Source organism: Carnobacterium sp. CP1 (genome assembly GCF_001483965.1).
In the GTDB taxonomy this organism is placed as follows: Bacteria; Bacillota; Bacilli; order Lactobacillales; family Carnobacteriaceae; genus Carnobacterium_A; species Carnobacterium_A antarcticum.
This window is the reverse complement of record NZ_CP010796.1, coordinates 1,077,219-1,101,457: the sequence shown is the minus strand read 5'-3', so window position 1 is coordinate 1,101,457 and position 24,239 is coordinate 1,077,219. Positions and strand designations below refer to the sequence as shown.

At 39.3% G+C, this 24,239-nt stretch carries 19 protein-coding genes; 14 read left to right on the top strand and 5 right to left on the bottom strand.

What is annotated here, in order from left to right:
• Nucleotides 1-2 precede the first annotated feature (2 nt).
• Both NY10_RS05235 and NY10_RS05230 read left to right on the top strand, forming a co-directional pair.
• Nucleotides 3-1,439: an ATP-binding protein gene (locus NY10_RS05235; protein WP_058918973.1), complete on the top strand. Its 1,437-nt coding sequence runs from the start codon at nucleotides 3-5 to the stop codon at nucleotides 1,437-1,439.
• 774 nt (nucleotides 1,440-2,213) lie between these two features.
• Entirely contained in the window at nucleotides 2,214-3,533 is a 1,320-nt protein-coding gene (locus NY10_RS05230; protein WP_156413272.1) for an ISL3 family transposase, read from the top strand.
• Nucleotides 3,534-3,632: 99 nt separating this feature from the next.
• Here NY10_RS05230 and NY10_RS05225 read toward each other — a convergent pair whose 3' ends face one another.
• Nucleotides 3,633-5,789, bottom strand: coding sequence for an LTA synthase family protein (locus tag NY10_RS05225; RefSeq protein ID WP_058918972.1), 2,157 nt, complete (start codon nucleotides 5,787-5,789; stop codon nucleotides 3,633-3,635).
• A gap of 301 nt (nucleotides 5,790-6,090) precedes the next feature.
• Between NY10_RS05225 and NY10_RS05220 the strand changes: the two genes are divergently transcribed.
• From NY10_RS05220 to ybaK, 3 genes are all read left to right on the top strand, one after another.
• A complete protein-coding gene (locus tag NY10_RS05220; RefSeq protein ID WP_058918971.1) occupies nucleotides 6,091-6,744 on the top strand; it encodes a VanZ family protein in 654 nt (217 codons plus the stop codon).
• Between the two features lie 88 nt (nucleotides 6,745-6,832).
• Entirely contained in the window at nucleotides 6,833-8,011 is a 1,179-nt protein-coding gene (locus NY10_RS05215) for a class I SAM-dependent rRNA methyltransferase (RefSeq protein ID WP_082664191.1), read from the top strand.
• Nucleotides 8,012-8,337: 326 nt separating this feature from the next.
• Nucleotides 8,338-8,832 (top strand): Cys-tRNA(Pro) deacylase, encoded by a 495-nt coding sequence (ybaK, locus tag NY10_RS05210; RefSeq protein WP_058918970.1) that lies wholly within the window; start codon nucleotides 8,338-8,340, stop codon nucleotides 8,830-8,832.
• A gap of 41 nt (nucleotides 8,833-8,873) precedes the next feature.
• On the opposite strand, the gene NY10_RS05205 is transcribed toward ybaK, so the two are convergent.
• A complete protein-coding gene (locus NY10_RS05205; RefSeq protein WP_058918969.1) occupies nucleotides 8,874-10,151 on the bottom strand; it encodes a BaiN/RdsA family NAD(P)/FAD-dependent oxidoreductase in 1,278 nt (425 codons plus the stop codon).
• A 186-nt stretch (nucleotides 10,152-10,337) separates the two neighbouring features.
• Between NY10_RS05205 and NY10_RS05200 the strand changes: the two genes are divergently transcribed.
• From NY10_RS05200 to NY10_RS05175, 6 genes are all read left to right on the top strand, one after another.
• Nucleotides 10,338-11,201: a GRP family sugar transporter gene (locus NY10_RS05200; RefSeq protein WP_058918968.1), complete on the top strand. Its 864-nt coding sequence runs from the start codon at nucleotides 10,338-10,340 to the stop codon at nucleotides 11,199-11,201.
• A 35-nt stretch (nucleotides 11,202-11,236) separates the two neighbouring features.
• Complete coding sequence (locus NY10_RS05195) at nucleotides 11,237-12,616, top strand: amino acid permease (RefSeq protein ID WP_058918967.1); 1,380 nt, start codon at nucleotides 11,237-11,239, stop codon at nucleotides 12,614-12,616.
• 147 nt (nucleotides 12,617-12,763) lie between these two features.
• On the top strand, nucleotides 12,764-13,462 hold the full coding sequence (locus NY10_RS05190; RefSeq protein WP_058918966.1) for a PepSY domain-containing protein: 699 nt from the start codon (nucleotides 12,764-12,766) through the stop codon (nucleotides 13,460-13,462).
• 154 nt (nucleotides 13,463-13,616) lie between these two features.
• Entirely contained in the window at nucleotides 13,617-14,318 is a 702-nt protein-coding gene (locus NY10_RS05185) for an ABC transporter ATP-binding protein (RefSeq protein ID WP_058918965.1), read from the top strand.
• An 11-nt stretch (nucleotides 14,319-14,329) separates the two neighbouring features.
• Complete coding sequence (locus tag NY10_RS05180) at nucleotides 14,330-18,127, top strand: FtsX-like permease family protein (protein WP_058918964.1); 3,798 nt, start codon at nucleotides 14,330-14,332, stop codon at nucleotides 18,125-18,127.
• 206 nt (nucleotides 18,128-18,333) lie between these two features.
• Complete coding sequence (locus NY10_RS05175; RefSeq protein WP_058920248.1) at nucleotides 18,334-19,137, top strand: DUF7916 family protein; 804 nt, start codon at nucleotides 18,334-18,336, stop codon at nucleotides 19,135-19,137.
• 42 nt (nucleotides 19,138-19,179) lie between these two features.
• On the opposite strand, the gene NY10_RS05170 is transcribed toward NY10_RS05175, so the two are convergent.
• Nucleotides 19,180-19,683 (bottom strand): FUSC family protein, encoded by a 504-nt coding sequence (locus tag NY10_RS05170; RefSeq protein WP_231726772.1) that lies wholly within the window; start codon nucleotides 19,681-19,683, stop codon nucleotides 19,180-19,182.
• A 102-nt stretch (nucleotides 19,684-19,785) separates the two neighbouring features.
• Nucleotides 19,786-20,286, bottom strand: a complete 501-nt coding sequence (locus NY10_RS05165; protein WP_058918963.1) for an FUSC family protein — start codon at nucleotides 20,284-20,286, stop codon at nucleotides 19,786-19,788.
• A 163-nt stretch (nucleotides 20,287-20,449) separates the two neighbouring features.
• On the opposite strand from NY10_RS05165, the gene NY10_RS05160 reads away from it, so the two are divergent.
• The 3 genes from NY10_RS05160 to NY10_RS05150 all read left to right on the top strand — a co-directional run bounded on the left by NY10_RS05160 (nucleotide 20,450) and on the right by NY10_RS05150 (nucleotide 23,510).
• A complete protein-coding gene (locus tag NY10_RS05160) occupies nucleotides 20,450-21,415 on the top strand; it encodes an aromatic acid exporter family protein (protein ID WP_058918962.1) in 966 nt (321 codons plus the stop codon).
• A gap of 303 nt (nucleotides 21,416-21,718) precedes the next feature.
• Entirely contained in the window at nucleotides 21,719-22,540 is an 822-nt protein-coding gene (locus tag NY10_RS05155) for an HAD family hydrolase (RefSeq protein WP_058918961.1), read from the top strand.
• Between the two features lie 496 nt (nucleotides 22,541-23,036).
• On the top strand, nucleotides 23,037-23,510 hold the full coding sequence (locus tag NY10_RS05150) for a DUF5626 family protein (RefSeq protein ID WP_058918960.1): 474 nt from the start codon (nucleotides 23,037-23,039) through the stop codon (nucleotides 23,508-23,510).
• On the opposite strand, the gene NY10_RS05145 is transcribed toward NY10_RS05150, so the two are convergent.
• Nucleotides 23,511-24,023 (bottom strand): helix-turn-helix domain-containing protein, encoded by a 513-nt coding sequence (locus NY10_RS05145; protein ID WP_058918959.1) that lies wholly within the window; start codon nucleotides 24,021-24,023, stop codon nucleotides 23,511-23,513.
• Between the last annotated feature and the right edge of the window lie 216 nt (nucleotides 24,024-24,239).

Sequence of the window (24,239 nt, the reverse complement as noted above, 5' to 3'; positions counted from 1 at the left end):
AAATGAAATTAAAATATTTTTATCAACAAATGCTGGCATTCTTTACAGTGATTATGACCATGCTGATCATTCTTGGTTTTTCTTTTTTACAATTTGCTAAAAATACGACTTACCGCAATACCGAAACACAATTATATGGGTATGCGGAAGCCTTGATCGAAGGCGATCTTCAAACAGACCAATTGGATACAGGACAAATCATATTGAAGAATCAAGGAGTCACGTTGAGCGTCTTTAACAGTGAAGATCAAATGATTTACCCCCAAGCGGAGTCTAATTACTCAAGCGGTATTTCTGCAGCGGATATGAAAAAATTAGAAGAAGGGCAGCGGATCTCATTGACCGTTCGGCAAAAAGACTTTTATGGCAATAACCGAGAAATTGCTTTAGTGTACCTGCCGTTTTATGTAAAAGCCAGCGGGGTATTTTCTGGTTTTGTAGCCGTCAGCTCGCCGATCAGCGGCATTGAAGCTAATCTCACAGAGTTGCGGGATAACTTATTTAGCGCCTTTTTATTTTCTTCATTAGGAGCGATTGTTATGAGTTTGTTGTTTGCAAAATACCAAGTCAATCGAATCAATCGTTTAAGAAAAGCGACCCATACTGTTGCACAAGGGAAGTTTGATGTCCACTTGGAAAACTACGGGCGCGATGAATTTGACGATTTAGCCAGTGATTTTAACAGTATGGTCGGTTCATTAAAAGATTCTCACGAAGAAATCGAACGTCAAGAAAACCGGCGAAGACAATTTATGGCAGATGCTGCTCATGAAATGCGGACACCGTTGACAACCATCAATGGGTTATTAGAAGGACTAGAACACGATATGATACCAGAGAACCAAAAACAACGCAGTATCGAACTCATGCGCAATGAAACACGCCGTTTGATTCGATTAGTGAATGAAAATTTGGATTATGAAAAAATCCGAACCAATCAAATCATGTTGTACAAACAAAATTTTAATGTTCAAGAAGCTCTTGAAATTATTATCGAACAGCTATCTACTAAAGCAAAAACGGCTAAAAATACGCTTGTTTTAGATTGCCCGTCAGAAATGATGATTTATGCAGATTATGACCGATTTATTCAAATTATGGTCAACCTTATCCAAAATGCGATTCAATTTACTCAAGATGGTGAAATCAAGCTCACAGGGTGGGTAGAAGACAATGCGAGCATTGTCACCATTGAAGATTCGGGAATCGGAATGGATGCTGAAGAAGTGAAAAATATTTGGGAACGTTATTATAAAGCCGATGTTTCTAGAAAAAATACTAAGTATGGAGAATCTGGTTTAGGGTTAGCGATTGTTCAGCAATTGATGAACTTGCATGGCGCTAAGATCAGCGTTGAAAGTACACCAGGAAAAGGTACCTTGTTTACGTTAGTTTTTCCATCAGAATCAAGTCAGTCAGAAAAGCAGACAAAAGATTAAAAAAGGATACAACAATTTTGTTGGCTGCTGAAAAATGACTTCTTATACGTTCAAATAGTCGTTAAGAAAAATACAAAAGCGAGAAAAGGAGATCATCCTTTCTCGCTTTTGTATTTATCCGATTTAGACTTTAAAGCTTAAAGCACCGATTTTGTGGCTTCACACAGACAAACACAGAAATCTGGGGAAAATGGTTCTATTAGAGTAGTTGCTGTATTTTCATTTGGTTTTTCTTAGGTGCTTTTCTTTCACATTCTTGATAAGGGGCTATATTTCTCTTGAACCCTACTGTAACGGATTATTTTCTTCCTTATGTACTATTTATAATATGTTGTCCCTGTCGCTTTTCTATTCAATTGCAAGTAAGATAGTTTGTCTCAAAAACGGGAAATCGAGATAAACTACTGCTAAAAAGAAAGGAGCTTGTCCCCGAATGGCGAAAACTGGTTCTATCATTTTGGGTGTTGGTAAGTGAAATGACTATATGCTACAATCTTGAAATTTTTGGAGGAATAGTGGCTACAAGCAAACACGTAAGTTCCGAAGGTAATTTCAATCTAAGAGACACCAACACGATTTGATAAGGAGCCAAAAAAAAGCCAAAGCGACGAACAGCGCTTTGGCTTTTTAAATTAACAAATACAATTTAGGTTGTACAATATTTGACGTTGGTGAGTGAAAACTTACTAACGTCTTTTTTCGTGAAAATAGAAAACAAGTGAGTTCTCCTGTAGAATTAAAGTCACCACAACTCATTCAAAGGAGAGAACTCACTTGCCTACATCAAATGATATGCGAAAAGTACTAGATATACAAGACAAAAACATTGTTTTTGAAGAGGATTGCGTAGAATACGGTCAATTCAAAGGAAAAAAATGTAAATTTATTAAAGGACGATTGACTTACATTCCGCAGGAATGTATGAAGTGCCATACACCAAACGAGCAGTATACCATCTACTGTAACGGAACACAGACCTCGCGCATTACTTTACCCATGAGTGGTATTCATCCCACCTATTTACTGCTTAAAAAGCAGCGATTCATGTGCAAAGAATGCGAGGCTACATTTACTGCGAAAACGCCTCTATTGAAAGAAAATTGTTTTATTTCAAATCATGTAAAAGCACAAATTTTAGATAAATCGTCTATGGCTCAATCTATAAAAGATATCTCTAGTCAAACGGGAGTTTCTTCAGCAACGACGCAGCGCGTTATTAACGAGCAAGCTAAGAATTACAAACCGCATTACTTCTGGCTTCCTAAACATCTTTCGTTTGACGAGTTTAAGTACGCCAATAGCACAATGGCTTTTGAATACATTGATGCCGAAAAAGGAACGATCATTGATATCTTGCCTTCTCGAGACAGTCGAACAATAAAAGACCATTTCCTTTCACGGTATAGCCTAAAGGCTAGAAAAAAAGTAGAAACCATTACAGTCGATATGAACGCTGGTTACGTCAATTTTATTCCCATTCTTTTTCCAAACGCCAAGATCATTATTGATCGTTTTCATATTGTCCAGCTGATTAATCGTTCACTGAATCGTACAAGGATAACGGTTATGAATCAATTTCATACCTCAAATGGAGAAGATATGAAAAAGTACCGTCGATTAAAACGGTTTTGGAAAAAAATCTTAAAGAAAGAATCTGAACTGTCTTATACAACCTATACTTATTATGCTTTATTTGGTCTACGCTTAGAATCAGCGATCGTCGACGAACTGTTGGGCTACAACACCGTTCTGAAAGAGACTTATGAGGTGTATCAAACGATTCTAAAGGCTCTTGAAGAGAATGACTATGATGAGCTAGTAAAGATTTTAGAAAAAGATTATCCACTTATTTCAAAACCAATGAAGACGAGCCTCAAAACATTGAAAAAACATACGAAGCACATAAAAAATACCGTTACCTATAAGTATTCAAACGGAAAAATTGAAGGAATCAACAATAAGATCAAAGTTCTTAACCGTGTGGCCTACGGCTACCGAAACTTCGTGAACTATAAAAATCGTATTCTTCTGCATTTTAATATGAAACCAGCGGCTATTAAACAGAACGAAAAAACACTTTTCATAGCAGCATAACGCCTACCATGAAAAGTGTTCAAGTTTTTTTAATTAAATAAGGGACTAAAATTCTTTACCAACGTCAGTTGACGTAGAACCACAATTTATATGCTTATTTTATTCTTCTACAGGTTTTGTTTCGTTCAAACCATCAGTAGCGGGTTGGTTTAGGATAGAAGAATCTTCTTCTGTTTGCAATTCAGGAGCATTTGTTTCGTACAATTCAACGGTTGATTGTTTACCGTTTAAATCGTACAAGCTAGTTGCTTGATCGCCTAAACCTTCATTGATAGCTTTCATCCGTTCTAATTGGTTTTGGTAACTATAAGAAGCAGGGTCAGTTTCTAATAAGCCTTCAGGCGTGTAGAAACGCAATAAGTCGCTATGCAAAATACTGTCTGACAAGCTTAGTTGAGTAGAAACAGCTTCTTTTAAAGCTTCTGTTTCAGCAAGTACTTCCTCAGAAGGCTCTTCAATCAATTGGCCGGTTGCGGTGTCGTAAATGTCTGCACCATCAAGAGTGTATTTTGGAGTTACAACATCACCGTTACGGAAAGCAACTGTTTCATCATGATCAGCTGAGAAGAGATCGGTTCCCATCATGATGTTGTCTTTCGTATCGACACCCAACAAATGCATCAATGTTGGCAGCATGTCAACTTGGCCGCCGAATTGTTCGTTGATTTTTCCATTGTCTGTTCCAGGAATATGGTACATCAACGGGATCCGTTGCAACATATCGTTGTCGTAGCCGTTCCAAGTTTCTGGATCTTCGCCAAGTAAAGGCGCCAATGTTTTGTTTCTTGAATTTGAAATACCATAGTGATCCCCGTACAAGACAATAATAGAATTATCGTAGAGACCAGAATCTTTCAGATAAGTGAAGAACTCTTCAATGGCTTGATCCAAATAATGAGCCGTCACAAAATAATTATTGATGGTATCATCTGGCGTTTGGGCCGCTTTGAATTCAACATTCGCTTCATCCAATGGATAAGGGAAATGATTTGAAACGGTAATAAGTTTTGAATAGAAAGGTTGAGGCAATTGTTCGATATACTGAACAGATTCTTGTAAGAATAATTTATCTTTCAAACCGTATTCAAGGGTATTGCCTTCTGACATATCATAAGAATCAGCATCAAAGAAATAATCGATGCCTAATTGTTTATAGGTGTTGTCTCGATTCCAGAATGAGCCAACATTTCCATGTAAGACAGCACTTGTGTAATCTTTTTTAGAACGTAAGATTTGGGCTGCCGATTGGAAAGTATTGCTTCCGCCAACTTGGGTAAATGCGCCGCCTTGAGGCAAACCGAATAATGAGTTTTCTAATAACATTTCAGAATCAGACGTTTTACCTTGTCCTACTTGATGAAAAATATTCGTAAAACTTTGGGTTTGCTGGTCATGGAAAATGCTGTTTAAGAAAGGCGTCACTTCATGCAATTCGCCATTTTCATCTTCTAATTGATAATCGATCAAAAATTGTTGGAAACTTTCTAAGTGCAAATAAATTACATTACGGTCTTCAGCAATTCCAAACATTTCTGAATCAGGAGCAGCATAGTGTTCATTTACATAAGAGAGAACAGCATCCATATCCGACTCATCTGCGTTGGCTTTGATTTGATTGGACTGCGCCGTTTGGTAACCGTCGTAAGCAGTGAAAAAGTTCAAACCGAGGTATTTGACGATATAGTTCCGGTCAAAGGTACGCGCCAAGAGTTGCGGGCGATTGCTTTCTGCTAATGCTAAATTACCTGCAAATAAGGTTACAGCTAAAATGGTTATTGCAGCAGCGGAACGTTTTTTATAGAGACGTTGGTCAAGTTTGACCGTTTTTGTCAATACTAAACCAAGCAAGACAACAAAATCGAGCCAGTAAAAAATATCTCGTGCTTTTAATAAAGCGGTTGTGCTGGCTCCAAGACCGCCAGCAACATTCCCAGCACCAAGAATCGTGGTTACCGAAAGGAAATCAGAAAATTCTCGGTAATATAAGATATTGGCAAAGAGCAACACGCTTAAAAGAAAGTAAACCACGAATAAAACGGTATAAGCTTTCTTGCTTTTTTTAAAGTACAGGGCAATCGAAAGGAACAGCATGGTGGTCGCCACGGGGTTGATCAGCAAAATAAATTGCTGCATAGCTCCGGTAACACCAAGCGAGAATTCTTGTGTATACCCTAAATACGTTTTTGCCCAGAATAAAACGACTGCCAATGAAAAGAAACCGAGCCGTGTATTTAGTATAGATTTTAATTTAGTCACTAGTTAAGTCCTCCTTAAAGATACAAAAAAAATGCCTTTTTTTATCAAAGTGAGCGTCTGCTTATTTAATACGAATAAGCACCAGCTATTAAGACATATCATAGATATTTTACAGCTAATTTACACTAGAGTCAATTTTTTGCCTCATATAATCAGAATGTATTCGGATACAATGGCAAAAGAGCAGGGTTCTCTCATGTAAGGTTAAATTTAAGTAAAGTTTATTCTTTTTAGAGTCAAAAAAAACTAGTGATTAAGGTATAATGGGTAACATCAAGATAAAGGGAGGTTTTGCCTCACCATGTTTTTTTTACAATCTCTTTTTGATTTAACTGAAAATTTATTGGGCGATTCGATCAACCATTTTCCTTTGATTGAACTTATTTTTTACAGCTTAGATCAAGCCCTGTTTTATTTTATTGTTTGGGCCATCGGCCGAAGCTTATATTTGTTCATTCGCAAAAAGAAACAGTTGCCGATTAAAATCCGCCGCGAAGTTATTTTGAATCTGTTTGTTTTTTATTTGATCTTATTGATTCATTTGACCGTTTTCCGAGAAGAAAACAGCATTGGAAATGTTGCAGTAACGCTTCGTTCACTCGATCAAATCAATTGGACGCCATTTGTTCATACCTTTAAATTAACTCAGGGTGTCACTTTATTTGATTATTATTATAATTTATACGGCAATATCCTTTGGTTTATTCCTATGGGATTTGGAGCGGCCTATTTAACGACTAAACGCCATTACTTTTTTAAAACGCTGTTGTTGGGCTCGGTGGTCTCCTTTTCGATTGAAACGATGCAATTCCTGTTTCATACTGGAGTAGCCGATATCGACGATTTGATTTTTAATACTATCGGTACATTAGTAGGATTGATCTTATTTGAAGCCTGTCAATGGATTTTTTATAAAGTAAAAGGAATTAAAAAAAAGAAAAATCAACTCCGTTAACCGCTCTTGAAAAATAAATACCACAAAGAGTATGGTATACTGGGGAGTTGCAAATCAGAAAAAGCATTAAAAAAGGAGAAGTTGAACCGTGGAAAAATATATGTTGAAAAGACGCGCTACTGAGCGTGCACGTCAAGGTTATCCATTATTGGTATTGGAAGATTTTGTTAAAGAACCAAAAGTTTCAGAAGGTACCGTAATAGAATGTATTGATGAACAAAAGAAATTTGTTGCAGTAGCTTATTTAGCCAAACAAAATAAAGGCGACGGCTGGATTTTAACAACCCAAGCCAATGAAAAAATCGGACAAGCTTTTTTTGAAAGAATCTTCCAAGAAGCTTTAGATCAACGTTCAATTTTCCGACTGAATGACGAAACGACTGCTTACCGCGTCTTCAATGGAGAAGGCGATGGTTTAGGCGGGGTGACAGTTGACTTCTATGCCGATTACTACGTCTTCTCATGGTACAGTGCCGGTATTTACAAACACCGCGATCAGATTTTAGCTGCTTTTAAAACGGTAGCACCGGAAATTAAAGGAATTTACGAAAAAATTCGTTTTGAAATGAAAATCAAACCAGCTACCGACCTTATTTTTGGAGAAGCTGCACCTGAGCCGTTGATCGTTCAGGAAAACGGCATTCGCTATGCAACGTATTTGGATGATGGATTAATGACTGGGATTTTCTTAGACCAGCGTGATGTGCGTCAAAGTTTGTTGGAAAATTATGCGATGGGTAAATCTGTTTTAAACACGTTCAGTTATACTGGAGCTTTTTCGGTTGCAGCAGCATTAGGCGGAGCGATTGAAACCACGAGTGTGGATTTAGCTAAACGCAGCTTGCCAAAAACAACAGAACAATTTGAAATAAATGGGTTAAACCCTGCAGACCAAACGATTCGTGTGATGGATGTATTTGATTATTTTAAATATGCTATTCGGCACCAATTAGCCTTTGATGTGGTAGTGGTAGATCCGCCAAGCTTTGCTCGTTCGAAAAAACGGACTTTCAGCGCGGCACAAGATTATACTGGTTTATTGGAAGAGGTCATTCAATTGACTAAACCAAACGGAATCATTATTGCCTCAACCAATGCGGCTAATGTCACGACTAAGAAATTTGAAGGCTTTATCGAAGAAGCTTTTGAAAATCAAGGAGCTGCTTATTCGGTAGAAGAAAAGCATACTTTGCCGGAAGATTTCAAAATCAGTCCTCATTTTCAACAAGGAGATTACTTGAAAGTTTACATTATCCGCAAAAAATAATCTGTCCTTAAAAGATGAATTTTAGACACTTTATCAAGTCGTATTGGTGATTCTTAGGGGGTGGAATTTCCTCCGGAACTTACGTGTTTGCTTGTGGAAAGCCATGGGAACTCTTGGAGCCTTATGGTCTTCAGGTTTTCAAGCCTCTTCATGGCTATAAGCAACTACTATTCCTCCAAAAATTTCAAGATTATAGCATACAGTCATTTTCTTTACCAACATCAAAAATGATAGAACGCTTTATTCTAACGGAAAATTTCGTCTGTCATTATTTTGCTCATCAACACTAAATATTATAGACTCGAATTTTAAAGAAGGTTGATCAAGTGAAAAAAGCGAAACTACAAAAAACCAATGCCATTCGGTTAGTGGATAAAATGAAAATCAGCTATCAACTTCATGAATATCCTTGGGATGAAGATCATTTAGGCGCCGAAGCCGTTTTCGAAACACTGACAGCACCGAAAGAATGGATTTTTAAGACCATTGTAACGACAGGTGACAAAACTGGCATAGTCGTTGCCTGCATTCCGGGAGACAGTGAAATTGATTTGAAAAAATTAGCTAAAGCCAGCGGTAATAAACGCATAGCGCTATTGCCGTTAAGCGAATTAGAGAAAACGACCGGTTATATTCGCGGCGGGTGTTCTCCGATCGGAATGAAAAAGCTGTACCCTACTTATTTTTCAAAACGTGCTGAACAAATGGAACGTATCATTGTTTCAGCAGGCAAGCGGGGTTTACAAATCGAATTGGATCCACTCGATTTACAAAAAGTTACTTCAGCTACATTTGCAGAAATCGAAAGTCCACACAACTGAAAAAATCCGTTGTTCCTAAAAAAGGAACAGCGGATTTTTGGTTATTCGTGATTTTCCAAAGCTTGAGCAGCAGCGTGCATGCCGGCGATACGACCGGTAATGAATGCCCCAGTGATGTTGTAACCACCAGTGTATCCATTGTAATCCAAAATTTCACCGGAAAAATATAAACCGCTGGTAAATTTGCTTTCCATCGTTTTGGGATTGACTTCCTTTGTATTGATGCCGCCTCCGGTGACGAACGCTTTTTCGATCGGAAGCGTACCATTGGCTGTAAACCGGAAATCTTTCAAAAACTCGATGAATTTCTCAAGTTGATCGGGTGTCATTTGTTTCAAAGGCGCATTTTCATCGACACCTAATCGTTCCAAAGCAAACAATAAATACCGTTCAGGCACTAAGCCTTTTAAAGCATTTTTTGTACTTTTTTCTCCTTCATTTTTCATTAAACCTTGCAGCTGTTGAGTAACTGCGCCTTTTGATAATTCAGGCAATGCATCTAATGAAAATGTGACGAAATCTGTTTTATCGCGTTGCATGGTTTGGTGAACAAACATGGAACAACGCAAAACTGCTGGGCCTGAAATACCAAAGTGGGTGAAAATCATATCCATTTGATGGGTAATGACTTTTTTTCCTTTTTTATTTAAGACACTAAGAGCCACATCCCGTAAAGAAAGACCTTGAAGGGTTTTATCTTGAATAAAAGCTTCATCAGACAAAACGGGTACTTCTGTCGGGTAAAGAGGTTTTAAACTATGACCGGCTTTTTTAGCCCATTTGTAACCGTCACCGGTTGAACCCGTTCTTGGCATGGCTCGTCCGCCAGTTGACAGAACGATGCTTTTGGCCGACAACTCTCGTTCATCTTGCAATCGCAAGCCTGCAACTTTATTGTCTTCAAACAGTAATGTATCAACCGGAGCATCGGTATAAACGGTAATGGCTAATCGCTCCATGATCTCGATCAAAGCTTCTAAAACAGTCCGAGCCTTATCCGTTATCGGAAACATCCGACCATGGTCTTCTTCTTTTAAAGCGACTCCGTTCGAACGGAAAAAGGCCATAATATCATAATTATCGTATTGATGGAAAGCACTGTATAAAAAACGTCCATTTCCTGGGATATGGGCGATGATTTCTTCTTTATCGCGGTTGTTGGTTACGTTGCAACGTCCGCCGCCGGTCACCAGTAATTTACGGCCGAGCGTTTTGTTTTTTTCGACAACGGCAACTTTTGCACCATGTTCAGCAGCAGAGATAGCAGCCATCATACCGCTAGTTCCACCGCCAACTACGATGACATCGTAATCTGTCATGCGGATTCCTCATTTCTGTTGGTCAAATTGTTAAAATTTCTTCACTTACCTTAGCACATTCCAGTCATTAGTTCCATCTCCTCGTGAAAGAATTTATATTGGAACCAGTTACATGTTGTAGTTCAACTCTTATCCTTGTTATGATGTGAGTATTAATAAATTGAATCATTAAGGAAGAGGTTGAATATGGAAATTTTAATTGCATTGTTGCCAGCTATTGCTTGGGGAAGTATTGGGTTAGTTAGTGGAAAATTAGGCGGAAATGCTTATCAGCAAACGGTCGGAATGACCGTGGGAGCGTTTATCTTTTCAATAGGAGTGTATGTTGTTTATCAACCTGCCATTGATATGAAAATTATTTTAGCAGGTTTGGTATCTGGGATATTTTGGTCTTTAGGGCAAATGAAACAGTTTCAAAGTATGCAGCTGATCGGTGTTTCTAATACGCTGCCCATTTCAACAGGTCTGCAACTGATCGTCAATACGTTGGCAGGCGTGCTGTTGTTTAGAGAATGGACCAGTACAAGAGACATAGTATTAGGAATTATAGCGATTGTTATTTTGATTATCGGTGTGCGTTTGACGACTGTAACCGATAAGTCTGAACAAACAACGGATACTAAATCTGCTTCAGCCAAAAAGAATGGTGCGATGGCCTTGCTGCTCTCAACAGCTGGTTATGGTTTATACACGATCACGATCAACGCTACCGGAGTGGATGCTTTAGCCGTTATTTTGCCGCAAGCGGTTGGGATGATGATTGGTGCTTTCTTGTTTTCTTTCCGACAAGAGATAAAAAGCAAGTACACGATGCGCAACATCGGGACTGGTTTGTTGTGGGCAACAGGGAATATATTTATGCTGATTTCCATGAAGAATGTTGGTTTAGCTATTAGTTTCTCACTGTCTCAAACAGGAATCATCATTTCAACTTTAGGCGGCATCTGGTTTCTTGGAGAAACAAAATCGAAAAGAGAGTTCCGCTACGTTTTGCTGGGCTGTCTTGGAGTGATCGCCGGCGGCATTTTGATCGGCTACATCAAAGCTTAAAAAACCGGAACTAAGAAAGGTTAGGATGGATCAGAATGAATTATTTTAGAAAAAAACCGATGCCGCTAATAGGAGAAAAAACATCGGAATTGAAAAAAGACCTAAAAACAATGGATTTGATTTTACTTGGATTAGGAGCCATTGTTGGAACAGGCATCTTTGTGATCACAGGAACAGCAGCAGCAAATACAGCAGGACCGGCTTTGATCGTATCGTTTGTGATCGCTGCTTTTTCTTGCGTGTTATCTGCCCTTTGCTACGCTGAATTTGCTTCACGCGTTCCAGTTGCCGGAGGAGCCTACTCTTACGTTTACACCATTTTTGGAGAATTGGCGGGCTGGTTAGTCGGTTGGCTGATGATTTGCCAATATCTATTGGCTAATGCATCCGTTGCTTCTGGCTGGTCGGGCTATGTAAATGGCTTTTTAGATGGGATCGGACTAGGATTGCCGATGGCTTTACGCGCTTCCTATAATGCAGCAACCGGTTCTTATATCGATTTGATCGCGGTTTTAGTTACCTTAGGAGTATCGTATTTAGTGGTTCAAGGGGCTAAAAAAGCGCTCAGGTTAAACAACTTAATGGTCATTGTGAAGTTTTCATTGATTGCTTTGTTTGTGATCGTCGGCGTCTTTTATGTCAAACCTGAAAATTGGACGCCTTTTGCGCCTTTTGGAATGAAAGGGGTCGTTTCGGGTGCAGCATTTGTCTTTTTTGCTTTTCTGGGTTTTGATTCCGTCAGTACAGCTGCGGAAGAAACCAAGAACCCGCAACGCGATGTGCCTCGAGGCATTATCGGTTCTTTAGGGATCGCCACCTTATTGTACATAGGGGTGACTCTAGTGCTTACGGGGTTGGTTCCTTTTGCACAATTAAATGTAAAAGACCCAGTAGCTTTTGCTATGCGCTTTATCGGTCAAGATGTGATCGCCGGTATGATTTCGGTAGGCGCCATTTTGACATTGTTGACAGTATTGATTTCGATGACTTACGGATTAGCTCGTTTGATTTACGCCATTAGTCGTGATGGCCTGCTGCCGGAAAAACTAAGCGAAGTAGATGAGAAATCGCATAGTCCTAAAAATGCTACCGCTACGGCGGGAGTCATTTCGGCCGTTTTAGCAGGATTTGTTCCTCTCGAACGATTAGCCGAATTAACCAATATTGTCACGTTGATGGTTTTTATCATCATTGCGGCCGGTATTATTCAATTGCGTAAAGAGTTTGGTCAACCCGATGAAAAAGAATTTAAAGTTCCGTTAGTGCCATTCTTGCCGGTATTGTCTATTGCCGTCTGTCTGTACCTCATGATTCAGTTGTCTTTATCTGTCTGGTTGGCTTTTGGAGCCTGGTTGATCGTTGGCTTTGTTTTCTATGTGGCTTATGGGCACAACCACAGCAAATTAAATCTTTAAAAAGCTTCAGAAGTCTTTTTACTTCTAATTGTTGATGGATCTATCCTATAATAGCCATATAAACGAAGAGGGGAAACGGAAAATACAAAACCGCTGACCGCTCGTTTGTAAGTGAATTCAAATTCTATATAGAAGGAGAAGGATAATATGAAAACAGGTATGAGCAAAAAAGCTTTGATTGGTGCAACAACTTTAGCAACTTCTTTAGTTTTAGCAGCATGCAGCAGCGGAAATCAAGAGGACACGACAACTACGCCAAGCGAAGCTTCTTCAGAGATGATGATGTCAAGCGATCAAATTGACAGTTCCAGCATGATGTCATCGGACTCCAGTTCTTCAATGAGCTCTAGTTCCAGCACTGCAGATTCTAGTTCTTCTAGCTCTAGTAATACGGATACCTCATCTAAAGGCATCGAAAACAAAACGTTTGATGTCAGTATGGAAGATGCTGTGAATAAATTTAAAGATGAATACTCAGATGCGGAAATCACATCTGTCAGCATAGATGAGGATTCAAACAATTATGTTTATAAAGTTGAAGGTTATAATGCAACGAACGAGGTAGAATTAGAAGTTGACGCTACCACCGGAGAAGTGATGAATAAAGACACAGACGATAAAGATAATGTCGATGATGATGAAGTCTTAGACTTAGCCGGACTGGTTTCACCGCAAGAAGCGATGAAAGCGGCATTGGATAAAGTCGGCAGCGGATACGCCAAAGAATGGGGTATCGATAGCAAGAATGGAACAATCTATTATGAAATAGACGTCGAAGGCAGCGACAGTGCGAATGATGATGTTCATATCGATGCTAAAACAGGAGAGTTTCTTGAATTTGACTAGAAAATAACTAGGTTAGCCGTGGGGCAGCCTTAACGATTAAATAAGTCGTAAGAAGCAGCTTTTACTGCTTCTTACGACTTATTTTGTGTTATACTGTTTTACATTGTTTTAAATTAAAAACTAAAAAAGAAAATGTAGAAATGTAGGGATACTGATGGCTTTCGTAGAAATAATAAATGAATACAAACGCTATCAAATGGGGGAAACTACTATTTCCGCCAATGATGGCATATCTTTCGAGATTGAAAAAGGTGAATTTGCTGTGATCGTTGGACCGAGTGGTGCCGGAAAATCGACTGTTTTGAATATTTTGGGCGGAATGGATGTTGCGGACGAAGGGCAAATCATTGTCGATGGAAAAGACATTGCTGATTACTCCAAAAAACAATTGACCGGCTATCGTCGCGATGATGTGGGCTTTGTTTTTCAATTTTATAATTTAGTACCAAATTTGACAGCCAAAGAGAACGTAGAATTAGCTGGGGAGATTTCGCCACATGCGTTAGACGCTGAAAAGGTATTACAAGATGTCGGTTTGGGCCACCGATTGAATAATTTTCCTGCTCAATTATCGGGAGGAGAACAACAAAGGGTGGCCATTGCCAGAGCGTTGGCCAAACAACCAAAATTATTGTTGTGCGACGAACCAACTGGAGCACTAGATTATGAAACCGGAAAACAAGTCTTAAAATTGTTGCAAGATACTTGTAAAAATACAGGTACGACCGTGATCGTTATTACACATAACCAAGCAATTGCTCCTATGGCGGATCGGATGATTGAAATCAACAATGCTAAAGTTCGTGAAGTTACATTAAACCCCAACCCGACATCCGTTGCGGATATTGAGTGGTGAGGGGGTATAAAATGAAAAAGAAAGCGTTATGGAAAGATATCTTTAAAGAAATGTGGAAATCAAAAGCTCGATTCTTATCGATTTTTGCCATTATTACATTAGGCGTTGCTTTTTTTGCCGGGATCAAAGCAACCGGCCCAGATATGATTGATACAGCTGACCATTATTATCAAGATAAAAATTTAATGGATTTGAAAGTCGTATCTACTTACGGGCTGGAGCAAGAGGACTTGGAGTTGCTGGAAACCGTTAAAGGTGCTACTGTTCGAGGCACTTATAGCCAAGACGTGATTCTGCAGGATAGCAGATTAGTCACAAAAATCATGGGGTATCCAAAAGATGCAGGACAAGCATCCAATCAATATGCCGTTGAATCCGGACGGATGCCTGAAAAATCCGGTGAGATCGCTTTGGATGCTAATTTAACTTATACAGATGAGTATCAATTAGGCGATACGGTGACGTTGACAACAGATGATCAAGAAACCCCGTTGTCGGATACATTAGCTGTGGAAACGTATCAAGTCGTCGGATTTGTCCACAATCCTCAATACATTGAAAACTATGCCAGAGGCAGCAGTACCGTTGGAAAAGGAACATTGGACGGCTTTGCTGTGGTTTTAGATACCGACTTCGATAGCGATTATTTTACAGAGGCTTATCTGACCTTTTCTGATACAGCTTCGCTTGAAGCCTATTCAAAAGAATACGAAGACAAAGTTGAAGTGCACACGAAAGAAATCGAAGAACTTGTAAAAGAACAACCGCAAGAACGTTTAGACACCATCCAAAGCGAAGCACAAAAAGAAATCGACGAAGGCCAAGCTGAAATCGATGAAGCTAAAGAAAAATTAGCAGATGGCCAAAAGCAACTGGATGATGCCAAACAAACAATAGCGGCAGGTTGGGAAGATTACCAAGCGGGTCAGGAAAAGCTAACGACAGAAACAACCAAAGCCCAGGCGGAAATAGATGCCAATATCCAAAAATTAGCAGACGGCAAAGCCGAACTAGCTACGAAACGAGCTGAACTTGAAGCTGGACAAACGGAGTTAAATCAAGCTAAAGAAACGTTTGAGAATAAAAAAGCAGCAGCACAAGCTCAATTGAGTGCTGGGGCAAATGAACTGGATGCCAACCAGCAAAAAATCGATGAAGGATTGCAGGCGATCCAAGCAGCCGAAGCTGAATTGGAAGACGGCAAAGCAGCCATCGCTAGCGGCCTAGCTGAACTAGACACCAAAGCTCAAGAAATCCAAACGGGCGAAGCCGCACTTGCAAATCAAAAAGCTGAATTGCAAGCCGGACAAAAAGAGCTGGATGCGGCTAAGCGAACTTTTGAGACGCAAAAAAATCAAGTTCAAGACTTCTCAGCTACGGTCCGTCAACTAATAAATACTCCCATTGCCTCCGTTCCGGCTGAAACGCAGGCAACACTGATTGCAGCAGCTGGAGACGTCGATTCTTCCATGGGAGAGCTGCTAAGAGGTTATTTCAGCGGACAGCTGCCAGCCTCCGATGTTACTGCAGCTCTTGATTCCGTTCAGAATTCGTTGACAGCCGGCGAAGCAGAATTAGTTGCGAAACAGCAAGAAATCGACCAAGGCCAGCAAGCGATCCAAGCCGCTGAAACCGAACTAGCTGAAGGAAAAGCTGCAGTGAAAGCAGGTCAAGCTGAATTAACAACCAATCAGCAAAAAATACAAAGCGGCGAGCCTGAGTTAGCAGCTAAACGAGCTGAACTTGAAGCCGCCCAAACTCAATTAAACGAAGCCAAAGAAACATTTGAAGCCCAAAAAGCAGACGGAAAAGCTCAATTGGCCGCTGGTGAAGCTGAAATTGCTGCTAATCAGCAGCAAATCGATGCCGGTTTTCAGGCGATCCAAGCAGCCGAAACCGAATTAGCAGATGGCGAAGCTCAGCTGACTGAGGGGCAAGCAAAATTAGCTCAAGAAAAAGCAAATGGGGAAGCCGAATTGGCAGCGGCTAAACAACAGCTTGAAGCAGGACAAGCTGATTATGATACTGCTTTAGCAGAATTTGAAACAAAGAAAAAAGAAGCAGATAAAGAGATTTCCGAAGGTGAAGCCGAACTAGCGGACGCTAAAAAAGAGTTGGCAGCATTGACAGTCCCTGAATATTTTGTCTTTGATCGCAGTGTCAATCCGGGCTATGCTGAATTCAGTGATAATGCAGAACGAATTTCAGCCATCGCACAAGTTTTCCCGGTTTTCTTTTTCTTGATTGCCGCATTGGTGTGTTTAACAACTATGACCCGAATGGTGGACGAACAACGGTTGCAAATCGGAACGCTCAAAGCATTAGGCTATTCCAACTGGGATATTTCTAAAAAGTTTTTAGTTTATGCTTCGCTTGCCAGTATAGTAGGAACGGTCATTGGTTTAGTCATCGGTTACGAAGTTTTCCCGGCCGTTATTTTCAATGCCTATGGTTCTCTCTATAACTTGCCGAGTGTGCGAATCACTTATTACCTCAGTTATGCGTTGATTTCATTTGCTATTGCGATTCTTTGTACGGTTGCTTCTGCCTATGTAGCTACGCGTGTTGAATTAAACAGCAATGCTGCTGAGTTGATGCGTCCGAAAGCACCGAAAATCGGCAAGCGCATTATGTTGGAACGTATCCCATTCATTTGGAACCGAATGGGCTTCATTCAGAAAGTAACCGCTCGTAACTTATTCCGCTACAAACAGCGCATGCTGATGACGGTCTTAGGTGTTGCCGGATGTACGGCCTTGATTTTAACCGGTTTTGGTTTATCCGATTCGATTGCGGATATGGCTGATTTGCAATACGGGAAAGTGATGAAATACGATGCATTAGTTGCTTATAACACAGACACAACTGAAGAAGAAGATAAAGAGTACCAAGATTTTATTGGGTCACAAACGGATATTACAGGCCGCTTGGACGTGCTTCAAGAAACATACAGTGTTTCTGAAAAAGGCGTCAATACACAAGATGTAACAATTTTTGTACCTGAAGAAACGACTCAGCTAGCGGATTATGTGCTGCTAAACGATCGAAGTTCAGGAGAGAACTATTCGTTGTCCGATGATGGAGCGATCATTACTGAGAAATTAGCCAAGCTCTTTGATGTGAAAATTGGCGATTCTTTAACGCTGACCGATACAGATAACGATCAGGTGAACGTAACCGTAAATCAAATTGTTGAAAATTATACTGGTCATTACGTTTTTGTGACAAAAGACTATTATGAAGCAGCTGTTGATCAACAACCTGATTACAATACTCAGTTGTTGAACTACGATAAAACAAAAAGTTGGGAAGACAAGCTGGGAAGCGAGTTAACGAATCAACCAAAAGTTGCTGCGGTCAATTTCGTTAGACAAATCAGCGGCGCTTTTGGCGACACAATGGCTAGTTTAGCGATCGTGACACTCGTCTTGATTGTTTCAGCAGGACTACTGGCATTTGTTGTGTTGTATAACTTGACGAACATCAATGTATCGGAACGGATCAGAGAACTTTCAACTATTAAAGTGCTAGGATTTTACGATAAAGAAGTCACCATGTATATTTATCGTGAAAACATTATTTTAACCTTGATGGGAGTGGTAGCGGGGTCCTTCCTCGGTATGCTATTGCATCGGTTTGTATTGTCTACTGCTGAAGTTGATATGATGATGTTCAGTCCCGATATTCAACCTTTGAGTTTCTTGTATTCAGGGTTGCTGACTATTTTGTTCTCGGGAATCGTAATGATTGCCATGCACATTAAATTAAAAGACATTGATATGATTGAAGCACTTAAATCAGTCGATTAAATATAAAAGCATTCAAAAAAAGCTGATTTTATCTATATAAGATAAAATCAGCTTTTTTGATGAACAATTAACTGAGAGGGGTTTCAGTGGTGCGAAAATTAAAATATTGTTATATTTTTTAGTAGAGTTGAATTACATCTAACGATTGGGACGAGGAGAGGTTAGTAAAAAGATTATTGAGCTGTTATGCGAGTGATTTTGAAAAAATGACGCCGCAAGAATTGAAGCAATCTATTTTGGCGAGTGAAGGCAGAACGGTACTTTCTGAAAATATGGTCACAGCAGGTCCAACTGCAGGGGATGTGACCAATAGCGAATTGGCAAGAGCTTTTGGAGCTGATTTAATCCTATTGAATGTTTTAGATGCTTTTAATCCAGAAACCAATGGATTGCCTGCTTCAGATGAACCCATTAAATTGCTTAAAAAAATGTTGGGACGCCCGGTTGGAGTCAAACTAGAACCTGTAGACCCAAATGCAGATATGCAAGAAGAGGGACTGAAGATCACTAAAGTCCGTCAAAGCAATCAAGCAACATTAGAAAAAGCTAATGAACTTGGTTTTGATTTTATCTGTTTAATGGGAAACCCTGGAACAGGTGTAACCAATAAAGAAATTGGTGCAGCAGTTAAATTAGCGAAAGAGACCTTTCATGGGTTGATCATAGCTGGTAAGATGCATGGAGCCGGTGTAAATGAACCGGTAGCTAACTTAACCGCTATTGATGAGTTTATTGACAACGGAGCTGATATTATTTTAGTTCCAGTTGTTGGGACCGTACCTGGCTTTACACAAGCCGAATTGATTCAAGCGGTGAAAAAAATTAAAGCCAAAGGAGCATTGGCAATGTCTGCGATCGGTACCAGTCAAGAAAGTTCCCCTCCTAGCACGATTCGCGACATTGCGCTGATGAATAGAATTGCAGGAGTAGACATTCAACACACCGGCGATGCCGGTTACGGCGGTATTGTTCCTTATGAAAATATATTAGAAATATCATATGAACGCTAGACGAAAAACTCTTTCATGTACTGTGAAAGAGTTTTTTGTTCCTTAAGAACGCTCTTTAAAAAAGCGGTGAATAAAATACGACGAAAAAATAATGTTCACTAAAATAGCGATAGCACTGCCAATGACGGTATCGAAGACGCGGTTAAGCGCATAAAGATGTGTTGCTCCAGCAGGAATCGTAAAATAAGTAATCATATAAGTTGCCGTCCCGCCAATGATACCTTCATGATAATTTAAACGATCGCAGATAATGATCACGAGCATTTGACCAATGGCTACGCCGAATAGTTCCACAATAAAAGAATAGCCTGTAAATTGTTGGATCAAAACAAGAAGAGTCGCAATCAAGGCACCAACAGCATTTCCGAAAATCCGTGTCTTTCCGAAATCAAAGCTGGTTCTCCAGTTTTCTCTTAAAGAAAAAACAGCTGCTAATGCGGCCAAAGCAGGAGTTCCACGATTCGTATAATGGAAAAGCAGCATACAAAGAGCTACTGCAATACCCGTTTTGATCGTACGCATACCAATTTTATAATTTTTAAACACTTGCTTCACTCTTTCTTCCGTTGAGTTGCTTCGCTAATGGCTTAGAATCAACTCTGATACTTTCTATCATACACGAAAAACTGTCTCGTGTGCATAAGTGGGCTATTTTTTAGCAGATTTTTTAGGAAAAGCCGGAACGAGCCGGTTGACACCGATGGCGATAAACGTTCCAATAAATGTATCAAAGAGCCGTTGTACGGCATAAAGGACAGCATTATCTAGAGGAATCGTATAGTAAATAATGAGAAAAGCAGCAGTAGCACCGATGATACCAGGGTTGTTCCCGATACGATCACATAAAACAATAATAAAGATGACCGCAAGCGGCACACCGATCAGCTCAAACCAAAATGTCTCTCCTAAAAAATGCTGTATCAGTACAAAGGCCGTAGCGGTCAAAGCTCCGATCGAATTGCCCAAAATGCGTGTTTTTCCAAAGGCATAGCTGGTTTTCCAGTTTTCTCTTAAAGCATAGATAGCAGATAAGCAGGCAATCATAGGCGCTCCGCGATCAAAAAAATGAAATACTAAAATACAAATAGCAACAGCCAGAGCTGTTTTGATCGTTCGTATCCCTAGACGGTAATTTCCAATAGTTGACATCGTTTCATCTCTTTCTGTCTTTTGTTGAATCAAATGAGTTCTTTCGTTTATAGTAATACAAAAACCGATTGAACAAAACTAATATCCAAGAACGCCTGTCTTTTCATAGAGTTTTTCCTGGAAATGAGCTATTCTTGAAGAAGCGGAAGGAGACTATGCAATCATGACGATTAGTTTAAGAACCATAAAAATTACGCTGGCCACTGTGCTTGCGATTCTTTTAGCAGAAATGTTGCAGTTAGATTATACGGTATCTGCAGGAATCATTGCTATTTTAAGTGTGTTAGATACCAAAATATCTTCTTTAAAGACAGCTGGGCAAAGAATTGTTTCCACTATTGTAGCACTAACCATCGCAGCGGTTTTATTTCAATTAGTTGGTTTTACTACGTTTGTTTTTGGGCTGTATCTTCTGATTTATGTACCCATTGCTTATAAATTAAATGTACAAGCGGGGATCGCGCCTTGTTCCGTTTTGGTAAGCCACCTTTTATTAGAGCAAAGTACTTCTTTTAGCTGGCTTATGAATGAATTTCTTTTAATGGTGATAGGCGCAAGTTTAGCCGTTTTATTCAACCTATATATGCCCTCAAAAGAGACTCAAATTCAAGAGATGCAGCATACCGTTGATGAGAAAATTAAAGGAATATTGCTTTATTTTGATCAAACATTGCGAGAAGGATTTTCAGGAAATGACGATTACCAGCTGATTCAAGAACTAGAAACGACTTTAGATGACGCTATTCGGATTGCGTATACAGAATTTGATAATCAATTAATGAAACCTCAATTCTATGAGATCCATTATTTTGAAATGCGAAAAGTACAGGCATCGATCCTAAAACAGATGGCTACTAATTTACGATTTTGTCATTTGCCAACGAAGCAAAATAAAATATTGGCTGGCTTGTTTTATTTAACCGCCCAGCAATTACATGAAAGCAATCCTGGTACTTTTTTAATGCAGGATATTCAAGAATTATTAAATTACTTTCGAACGAGTCCGCTGCCGCAATCTCGTGAAGAATTTGAAAATCGAGCAGTCTTATTTCAATTATTAAATGAGTTCACCCGTTTTATTGAAACAAAACAACTTTTTTATGAAAAGTATGCTCCAGAAACCAAATAGACAATTTTGCGGACGGTCAATAAAATCCAAAGGAGCGGCTCTTTATATCAAGTAGTGTTGGCGACTCTCTGGAATTTACGTGTTTGCTTGTAGAAAGCCATGAGCCCTTGGGTCTCCAGGTTTTCAAGGCTACAAACAGCCCCTATTCCTCCAAAAATTTCAAGATTGTAGCATATAGCCATTTCACTTACAAAAACCCAAAATAATAGAACCAAAAAAGCTTTTTTAAATGATGAAAAATTTTTCCACATTGAATGTGGTGCATAATAAGATTGTTTAATAAAAAAAGGTGGAATTTATACAATGATTAAATTGATTATTACAGATATGGATGGGACTTTTTTAAACAGCAAAGGCGATTTTGATCGGCTGCTATTTAAGCAAACAAATGATGTAATGAAAGAACAAGGCGTTTTCTTCGCACCTTGTACAGGGAAGCAATGTGAACGTGTAGAAGAATTGTTTGAAGAAGATGCAGCAGATTTGTGGATTCTGGGAGATAGTGCAACTCGAATCAAACACAATGGACAGTTTATTTATGAGTCGTTGATTCCTAATGCATTAGGACTGCAAGCTATTGAAGCCTTAGAAGAAATTAGTCTAGAACATACCATCATTGCTTGTACTCAAAACGGAGCAGTGGTCAAAAAAGATATACCTGAAACTGAACTTCATTATGTTAAAGGCTCTTATGCAGAAGTGGTCGAAGTAGAAGATTTCCATGATATCTCAGATGATTTTTTAAAGATCACACTCCATGATCCTTTAGGACAATGTGTGGCTACAAAAGAGAAAATGAGTAACTTTGAAGACCGTTTGTACATAGTGGCTTCTGAAGATACTTGGATCGATATTGCAGATTTTGATGTTCATAAAGGGACAACCATTAAAAAACTTCAATCTATTTTAAATGTTAGCCCAGCAGAAACAATGGTATTTGGAGATGGCCGTAATGATGTTGAACTAATGGCTAGTGGTGAATATAGTTTCGCAGTACGCAATGCTTGTCAAGAGATTTTGGATGCAGCCAATTTTGTGACCAAATCAAATGAAGAGAGTGGCGTTTTGTATGCCATCAACCAACTGTTAAACTTGCAACAGCCTTATGTACTAAGTGATTTATAAGGTAAAGGGCACATTCCATATTCGAATGAAGGGATTTAACGGCTAAGAGCCTATTTTGAGTTTCCTCAAAATAGGCTCTTTCAAGTTGTACTGCCAACTCTGTTCTTTGAGATGATTGCCGATGGGTTTTCTTATCTCCATGTCCCATTAATGATTTCCGGGACTTAACGCAACCCATGTGCTGGGATTTTGACACCTAGAACACAAAAAGCACCGCGTATATAGGTTTCAAAGAATTTTATCTCATACTCGGTTAGTGAAAATACCGTTTTAAAGTCTTTATGGCACTCAAAAATGGGATTTGCGTGCCTTAAGTACAGAGGTTTGAACTCCTTGCGGTACTCAAAAGGGATTTGCGTGCCTTAAGTACAGAGATTAAAACTCTTTGCGGTGCTTAAAAGGGATTTGCGTACCTTAAGTACAGAGATTTGAGTTCCTTACGGTACTCAAAAGGAATTGGTACCTGTTTATAAAAATCGATTTGGAGGAATAGAAGATGAAAAAGACGTTTCTTATTTTAGGATTAGCTGCACTGTTTTCTTTTGGGGCTCAGGAAGTACAAGCAGAAGCAGAACAAACAGTTGGGGACCAGGGAAAAATAGTCTATGATTTAGAACAAGGAGGCACACAGTCATTTGTTGTTGTCACACCTGCAGGAGAAAATATGTTTATTGAAGTTGAAGAACGCCCAAATTTTTTAAGAACCGTAAAAAATGGGAATTATAAAATTTCAGCTGCTACACCCGGTCAATGGAAAGCAGAATACCAAATCACGATCAGCGGCAATAAAATCACAAAAGCGTATTCGCCGTCCATGGTGGCTTACACAGGAAGTTTTACGAGCGCTAAACTAAGCGTCGACAACACCAAACAAGCGACTTACTATCTGAAAAGAAAGGTCTCGCTGATCACGACATCAATAAATTTACGGGCAAAGCTGTTAACGAATAGTATTTCGATTAGTTATTGATTAGCCGAGGTACTCGACAGTAGTCGTTCCCCATCCAAAAATATCGCTTAGAACGCCGTAACCAATAAATAAATTGAAAAGAATACAGCAAACACACGAGAGATAAAGCAATTTATAGAGTGTGTTTGTTTTTTTGTTCCTTTTTATAACGATTGGCGCCACAATAAGTCCAAAAGGAGCAATCAAAAAACTAACAAAAGAGAGAATCAGCAAGATAAGTCCTTCATCTTTATCTGAAGAGCCTCTGATGAAATCCAACTTTCGATAAGAGTCCTCGATTTTAATTTCGTTCTCTTCAATTCTTTTTTTTAGGTCTTGATTTTCTTTTAATAGTTCATCGATTGATATTTCATAATAGTTGCTTAACTTTACAAGATTATCTAAATCAGGGTAACTGTTTCCGTTTTCCCATTTAGAAATAGACTGACGAGAAATTTGTAAATGATCCGCGACGTCTCCTTGTGTAAATCCTTTATTGATTCTGCTCTCTTTTAATCGTTCTGCTAAAGCCAACCCGTTTCCTCCTTTGTATTTTGTCATTTTCTATCATACCGAAAGCAGATGGGTTTGACCATCCGTTAATCGAAATTTTTTCTTGTTTAGTGGTTCGCACATCTAAAAACTGCTTTAAACCAACGATGTAAACCATTGGTTGCTAAGATGTAAACTGTTGCGTGCTTTCTATTTGGGACGAGCTGCTGGATAATTAAGGCATTGAAAGAAGAAAAA